The organism is Microbispora sp. NPDC049633 (genome assembly GCF_040675265.1).
Classification (GTDB): Bacteria; Actinomycetota; Actinomycetes; order Streptosporangiales; family Streptosporangiaceae; genus Microbispora; species Microbispora maris.
On sequence record NZ_JBFAOO010000038.1, the window covers coordinates 43,926 to 49,925 of the forward strand.

At 74.2% G+C, this 6,000-nt stretch carries 6 protein-coding genes; 4 read left to right on the forward strand and 2 right to left on the reverse strand.

Features of this window, described 5'->3' with window-relative positions; genetic code table 11:
- The first annotated feature begins 53 nt into the window (after window positions 1-53).
- Genes AB0J39_RS12995 through AB0J39_RS13005 form a run of 3 tightly spaced genes read left to right on the forward strand, consistent with a single transcriptional unit; the run spans window position 54 to window position 2,541 of the window.
- Window positions 54-716, forward strand: a complete 663-nt coding sequence (locus tag AB0J39_RS12995) for an SDR family NAD(P)-dependent oxidoreductase (RefSeq protein ID WP_363463848.1) — start codon at window positions 54-56, stop codon at window positions 714-716.
- Entirely contained in the window at window positions 713-1,903 is a 1,191-nt protein-coding gene (locus AB0J39_RS13000) for an S-adenosylmethionine:tRNA ribosyltransferase-isomerase (RefSeq protein WP_363463849.1), read from the forward strand. Before AB0J39_RS12995 ends, AB0J39_RS13000 begins: the two co-directional genes overlap by 4 nt.
- On the forward strand, window positions 1,903-2,541 hold the full coding sequence (locus AB0J39_RS13005) for a hypothetical protein (protein WP_363463850.1): 639 nt from the start codon (window positions 1,903-1,905) through the stop codon (window positions 2,539-2,541). Before AB0J39_RS13000 ends, AB0J39_RS13005 begins: the two co-directional genes overlap by 1 nt.
- Before the next feature lie 229 nt (window positions 2,542-2,770).
- Here the strand turns inward: AB0J39_RS13005 and AB0J39_RS13010 are convergent, their stop codons facing one another.
- Together AB0J39_RS13010 and AB0J39_RS13015 are read right to left on the reverse strand one after the other, a co-directional pair.
- Window positions 2,771-3,697: a lysophospholipid acyltransferase family protein gene (locus AB0J39_RS13010; RefSeq protein ID WP_363463852.1), complete on the reverse strand. Its 927-nt coding sequence runs from the start codon at window positions 3,695-3,697 to the stop codon at window positions 2,771-2,773.
- Window positions 3,694-4,428 carry a GNAT family N-acyltransferase gene (locus tag AB0J39_RS13015; RefSeq protein WP_363463854.1) on the reverse strand — a complete coding sequence of 245 codons (735 nt, stop codon included), beginning with the start codon at window positions 4,426-4,428 and terminating at the stop codon, window positions 3,694-3,696. The genes AB0J39_RS13010 and AB0J39_RS13015 overlap by 4 nt, the downstream gene beginning before the upstream one ends.
- 189 nt (window positions 4,429-4,617) lie before the next feature.
- Between AB0J39_RS13015 and serB the strand changes: the two genes are divergently transcribed.
- A complete protein-coding gene (gene serB / locus AB0J39_RS13020; RefSeq protein ID WP_363463856.1) occupies window positions 4,618-5,841 on the forward strand; it encodes a phosphoserine phosphatase SerB in 1,224 nt (407 codons plus the stop codon).
- Window positions 5,842-6,000: the final 159 nt, after the last annotated feature.

The window sequence follows — 6,000 nt, forward strand, 5'->3', positions numbered from 1 at the left end:
GCCGGACCTCCGCCCGATGCGCGTCTGACGTGCTGCTTTCTAGCGTGAAGCACATGAAGCACGCACTGATCACCGGAGCGTCGCGAGGGCTGGGACTCGCCCTCGCCAAGGCGCTCGCCGCCGACGGCTGGTCGCTCCTGCTCACCGCCCGGGGCGAGGAGGACCTGATGTCCGCGGCCTTCGACCTCGGGGCCCGGGCCATTGCGGGTGACGTCGCCGACCCGGCGCACGTGGCCAGGCTCGCCGAGGCCGTGCCCGAGCTCGACCTTCTGGTCAACAACGCGAGCGGGCTCGGCCCCACCCCGATGCCCGGGCTCGCCGACTACCCGCTGGACGCGCTGCGCGCGCTGTTCGAGACCAATGTGATCGCGCCGCTCGCACTGGCGCAGGCGACGCTGCCCGCGCTGCGCAAGCGGCGGGGCGCGATCCTGAACATCTCGTCCGACGCGGCCGTCGAGGCGTACGAGGGCTGGGGCGGCTACGGCGCGACCAAGGCCGCCCTCGACCAGGTCTCCCACGTCCTCGCCGCCGAGGAGCCCGACGTCGCGGTCTGGTGGGTGGACCCCGGCGAGATGCGCACCCGCATGCTGGCCGACGCCGTCGGCCCGGAGGAGGCCGGGGCCGCGCCGCCGCCCGAGAGCGTGGTTCCGGGGCTGCTGCGCCTCGTGCACAGCCGCCCCGCGCCCGGCCGCTTCACCCGGGGAGAGCTGGAATGACCACCCCCGGCCCCCACACCGCCCGCCGGGGCGAGGCCGGCCCCGGTCCCTATGCCACCGCCCGGAGCCGGGCCGAATCCCCGGCGACCGGCGGCCCCGGCCCGGCTAGCGAGTCCGGCCCGGCGCCCGCCGGCACCGGAGCACTCCCCCCGGGAATCCGGCCGTACGGGCCGGGGGGATCGTTCGAGTTCGCGCTGACGGCGCCGCTGGAGGCGCACGAGCCGCCGGAGGCCCGCGGGCTGCACCGCGACGAGGTCAGGCTGCTGGTGTCCCGCCGCGACACCGGCGAGGTCACCCACCACGTCTTCGCCGACCTGCCGTCGCTGCTGTCGCCCGGCGACCTGCTGGTGGTCAACAACTCCGCCACCCTGCCCGCGGCGGTGCGGCTGGACCGGCTCGCCGTCCACTTCTCCGGCCGGCTCGCGTCCGGCGAGTGGCTGGTCGAACTGCGCCGCCGTACGGCGACGGCGACCGAGCCCTACTCCGGCGCCGCGCCCGGAGAGTGGCTGCCGTTGCCGGGAGGCGCCACGCTGCGCCTGCTGGCGCAGGAGACGCCGCGCCTGTGGCGCGCTCGGCTGGACCGCGACGTGCTCTCCTACCTCGCCGCGCACGGCGTGCCCATCCGGTACGGCTACGTGGGGCGCGACTGGCCGCTCGCCGACTACCAGACGGTCTTCGGGGTCGAGCCGGGCAGCGCGGAGATGCCCAGCGCGGGCCGGCCGTTCACCCCGGAACTCGTCACCGCGCTGGTCAGCCGGGGAATCGGGGTCGCGCCGATCACGCTGCACACCGGGGTCGCGTCTCCCGAGAAGGACGAACCGCCCTATCCCGAGTGGTTCTCGGTCTCGTCGCGGACGGCACGGCAGGTGAACATCACCCGCGAGCACGAGGGCCGGGTGATCGCCGTCGGCACGACCGTCGTACGGGCTCTGGAGACCGCCGCCCTCGACACAGCCGTCCCGGGAACGGTGCGGGCGGCGACCGGCTGGACCTCCCACGTCGTGACCCCGGAGGGAGGCGTGCGAGCGGTCGACGGCCTGGTCACGGGCCTGCACGAGCCCCGCTCCAGCCACCTGATGATGCTGTCGGCGATCACCGGGACCGGCGTCCTGGCCCGCGCGTACGAGGCGGCGATCGACGAGGGCTACCTCTGGCACGAGTTCGGCGACAGCCATCTCATCTTGTGATGCGTGATCAAACCGTGATCTCGATCGTCAAGGCTTTCCGCATGCGTACCCCCATCGGCAAGCCGACCGCGCTGCTCGCCGTGCCACTGGCCGCGGGCGCGCTGGTCGCCTCCGGCGTGCCCGCCTCCGCCGCGTCGTCCGCGTCCACCGCGACCACGGCGGTCACCGCGCCGGCGGCGTCCACGGCGTCCACCGCGTCGACCTCGGCCAAGGCGGCGTCGGCGCCCGTCCGCATCCAGGTCAGCTATCCCTACGGCGTCCGTCGCGGACGCGTGGTGTCCTTCAAGGTCACGCTCGTCAACAAGCTCAAGACGAAGACCGACGAGATCTTCCTCGCGGTCAAGTTCCCCAAGAACGTCACCAAGACCCGGATCTACGTCCCGCGCGGCACCAACTACCACGAGCACTGCACCCGGGAGCGGACCCGCGCGCTGTGCGTGCTGCCCGGTCTGAAGAAGGGCAGGAGCTACACGTTCTGGGCGAAGGCCCAGGTGAGCGGGTCGGCCAGCGGCAAGCTCTATGGCTACTTCGGCGGCGCGGTCACCGACACGTCGCTGAACACCGACCCGAGGGAGCTGCTCAGCGAATTCGGCGACAGCATCGGCTGGGTGAAGACGAAGAGCTCGATCACCCGCTGAGCCCCGCGCGACGCGGAAAGTCCCCCTGTCCATGGCGCCCGCCCGGCCTCGCCGGGCGGGCGCGAGCCATTTCCGGGCCCTTGTCTGGCAAGCGCGAGCCGTGTCCGCGCCTCGGCGGGCGCGAACCGTGCCCGCACCTCGTCGGGCGGGCGCGAACCGTGTCCAGGGCCTCCCCGGGCGGCCGCCGGTGTCCCCGAGCCGCCGGTGTCCCTGGGCCGCTGGCGCCGTCTCAGGCCGCCAGGGCCTGCCCCTCGGGTTCGGTGAGCCCGGTCCTGACCTGAGCCTCGGTGATGCGCGCCAGCGCCGCGCGCGCCTCCCCCCGCCGGGCCCGCCCGCCGTACGCGGCCGGCCGGTCGAGCCGTACGGCGGGGAAGAGCGTCACCTCCGCGACGAGGCCCCGGGTCGCGACGATCCGCAGGACGGACGCGAGCAGCGTGTCGTCCCCGACGTACGACGGCCGCGTGGACAGGGCGGCGCGGACGCCCGTCTCCTCCGTGAACCGCAGCGCCACCGGCCGTACGGGCACCCCCGCGTCGAGCGCCGCCTGGAACACCGCGGGCCGGAAGCTGCCCATCTCCCGCCCGCACCACGTGGTGCCCTCCGGGAACGCGGCCACGCTCTCACCGCTCCGCAGCGCGGCGGTCATGTCCGCGACGACCTCCGGCAGGGCGGACAGCCTGTCCCTGTCGATGAACAGCGCGCCGCCCCCGGCGGCGAGCGTGCGGACGATCGGCCACCTGCCCACCTCCGCCTTGGCCAGCGGGCGGCAGGCGACGGTCGCGGTGATGACCAGGGGATCGAGCCAGGAGACGTGGTTGCCGACGAGCAGGGCGGGCCCGTCCTCCCCGGGCACGGCCCGCGCCCGCGCCGACCCTCCGATGAAGGAGAACCCCCGGCGCGTCACGAGCCGCACGCCGAGGGCCCGCAGCAACAGCCGCGACCACAGCATGGTGACCGCCCCACGCCGTGCCGTACGGCCCAGTGTGAGCGCGATGGGCAGGCCGGCGACCAGCACGGCGACCGCGCCCGTCAGGCGGGCGGCCCGGCGCAGGGGGCCGGCCGTACGCGCCTGCGCGCGCAGGCAGGCGCCGGGCGCGCAGGGAGAGACCGGCAGCCAGGCGGAGGAGGCCGCCGGCCGGTGCGTGACGGCGCTCACCGCGGCTGTCCCAGGAAGCGCCGCAGGTAGCGGGGGTCGGCGTCGGCCACCGAGAGCAGCACGAAGAAGTCGGCGGTGCCGAAATCCGGGTCGTGCGCGGGGGCGCCGCAGATCCACGCGCCGAGACGCAGGTAGCCGCGCAGCAGCGGCGGCAGCACGAACCGGTCGGAACGCCGCACCCCCGCGTCGCGCCAGGGCGTGTGCGGCCTCACGCGGTGCTCCTCGGGCCCCAGCGGCACCCGGTCGACGATCCCGGCCGCGACCGTGCCGCCGTCGTCCAGGGGCACCGAGCAGCAGCCCGCCAGCCATGCGTGCCCGCGGCTGGTCATGTACTGGGCGATCCCGGCCCACATCAGGGCGACGACCGCCCCGCCGCGGTGATCCGGGTGCACGCACGTGCGCCCGGCCTCGACCAGGTCGCCGCGCAGGCCCTCCAGCGCGCCGAGGTCGAACTCGGAGTCGGAGTAGAGCCGGTCGCTGCGGCGGGGCGGCAGCAGGCGGTAGGTGCCGACCACCGTGTCCCCCTCGCGGACGAGGAGGTGGTCGCAGTAGGCGTCGAGCGGCTCGGCGTCGAGCCCGCTCACGGGGGAGTCGAGCCGGGCCCCCATCTCCCCGGCGAACACCTCGTACCGCAGGCGCTGGGCGGCGCGCAGATCGGCGGCGCTCTCGGCGAGCCCGACGGTGTAGCGGCCGGAGCCAAGGGAGTGCTGGGACTGCAGAGAGATCGTCATGCGCGTCGCGTCCTTCCTCGGGGGGTGCCGGCCACGGTGAGGCGTCCCGTCTCTCCCGGCCCGCTCCGCGGCCCACCACCATCACGACATGCGGAAATGACAGCGGTCCCTCAGGGCGGGGGCATGAAGGCGTCCGCATCGTGAACCTCGTGCGCGCTCATGACAAGCGGCGCAGTAACCTCAAACAACGTGAACCAGCGCACGCTCCTGATCACGCTGACCGGTCCGGATCGCCCGGGCGTCACCTCGCGGCTGTTCGCCGTGCTGGCCGGGTTCCCGGTCGTCGTGGCCGACGTGGAGCAGGTCGTCATCCGTGGCCGTCTTACTTTGGGCGTGCTCGTCGCCTACGCCGGAGGGCCGCCCACCGGCACCGGAGGCACCATCGGCGGCCTGTGGACGGCCGTCGAACAGGTCGCCGCCGACCTCGACATGGACCTGGAAATCGCCACCGGCACGACTTCCAAGGAAAAGCGGCGGCGCGGACGGCTGCACGTGACCGTCCTGGGCGCGCCGCTGCTGCCCGCCGCCATGGCCGGGATCGCCGGCCGCATCGCGGCGAGCGGCGCCAACATCGACAGGATCGAGCGGCTGTCGAGCTATCCGGTCACGTGCATCGAGCTCGCCGTGTCCGGCGCCGACCCCCAGGCGATGCGGGCGGAACTCGCCGCCGAGGCGGCGGCCCAGCAGGTGGACGTGGCCGTGCAGCGCACCGGCCTGCACCGCCGCGCCAAGCGCCTCATCGTCATGGACGTCGACTCGACCCTGATCCAGAACGAGGTCATCGAGCTGCTGGCGCGGCACGCCGGCTGCCTCGACGAGGTCGCCCGGGTCACCGACGAGGCCATGCGGGGCGAGCTCGACTTCGCCGAGTCGCTGGTCAGGCGGGTCGCGCTGCTCGAAGGGCTGTCGGAGGAGGTTTTCGAGAAGGTCGTCAAGGAGGTCGTGCTCACCCCCGGCGCGCGCACGCTGGTGCGCACCCTCAAGCGGCTGGACTACCGCTTCGCGATCGTCAGCGGCGGCTTCACCCAGATCACCGACTCCCTCGTGGCCGACCTCGGCATCGACTACTCGGCCGCCAACACCCTGGAGGTCGTGGACGGCCGGCTCACCGGCCGGGTGGTCGGTGAGATCGTGGACCGGCCGGGCAAGGCCCGCGCGCTAAAGCGCTTCGCCGCCGAGGCGGGCATCCCGCTGAGCCAGACCGTCGCGATCGGCGACGGCGCGAACGACCTCGACATGTTCGCCGCCGCCGGGCTCGGCATCGCCTTCAACGCCAAGCCGATCGTGCGGCAGGCCGCCGACACCGCGGTCAACGTGCCGTACCTCGACTCGATCCTCTACCTGCTCGGCATCTCCCGCGAGGAGGTGGAGGCGGCCGACGCCGAGGACGGCATGCCGCCCGCCCTGACCTGAGTGCGCCCGGCGGGTCTGCCGCCGTCGTCCGGACCACGCGTCCTCGGTGGCGCGTCCCGCTCGTCACGGCGCGGCGCCCGTCACGACGGCCGGGTCACGACGGCCGGGTCACGACGGCCGGGTCACGACGGCCGGGTCACGACGGCCGGGTCACGACGG

Bases quoted from the DNA above. Each gene is read 5' to 3' on its own strand.
- AB0J39_RS12995 (WP_363463848.1), top strand. From the start codon at position 54: ATGAAGCACGCACTGATCACCGGAGCGTCGCGAGGGCTGGGACTCGCC.
- AB0J39_RS13000 (WP_363463849.1), top strand. From the start codon at position 713: ATGACCACCCCCGGCCCCCACACCGCCCGCCGGGGCGAGGCCGGCCCC.
- AB0J39_RS13005 (WP_363463850.1), top strand. From the start codon at position 1,903: ATGCGTGATCAAACCGTGATCTCGATCGTCAAGGCTTTCCGCATGCGT.
- AB0J39_RS13015 (WP_363463854.1), bottom strand. From the start codon at position 4,428: ATGACGATCTCTCTGCAGTCCCAGCACTCCCTTGGCTCCGGCCGCTAC.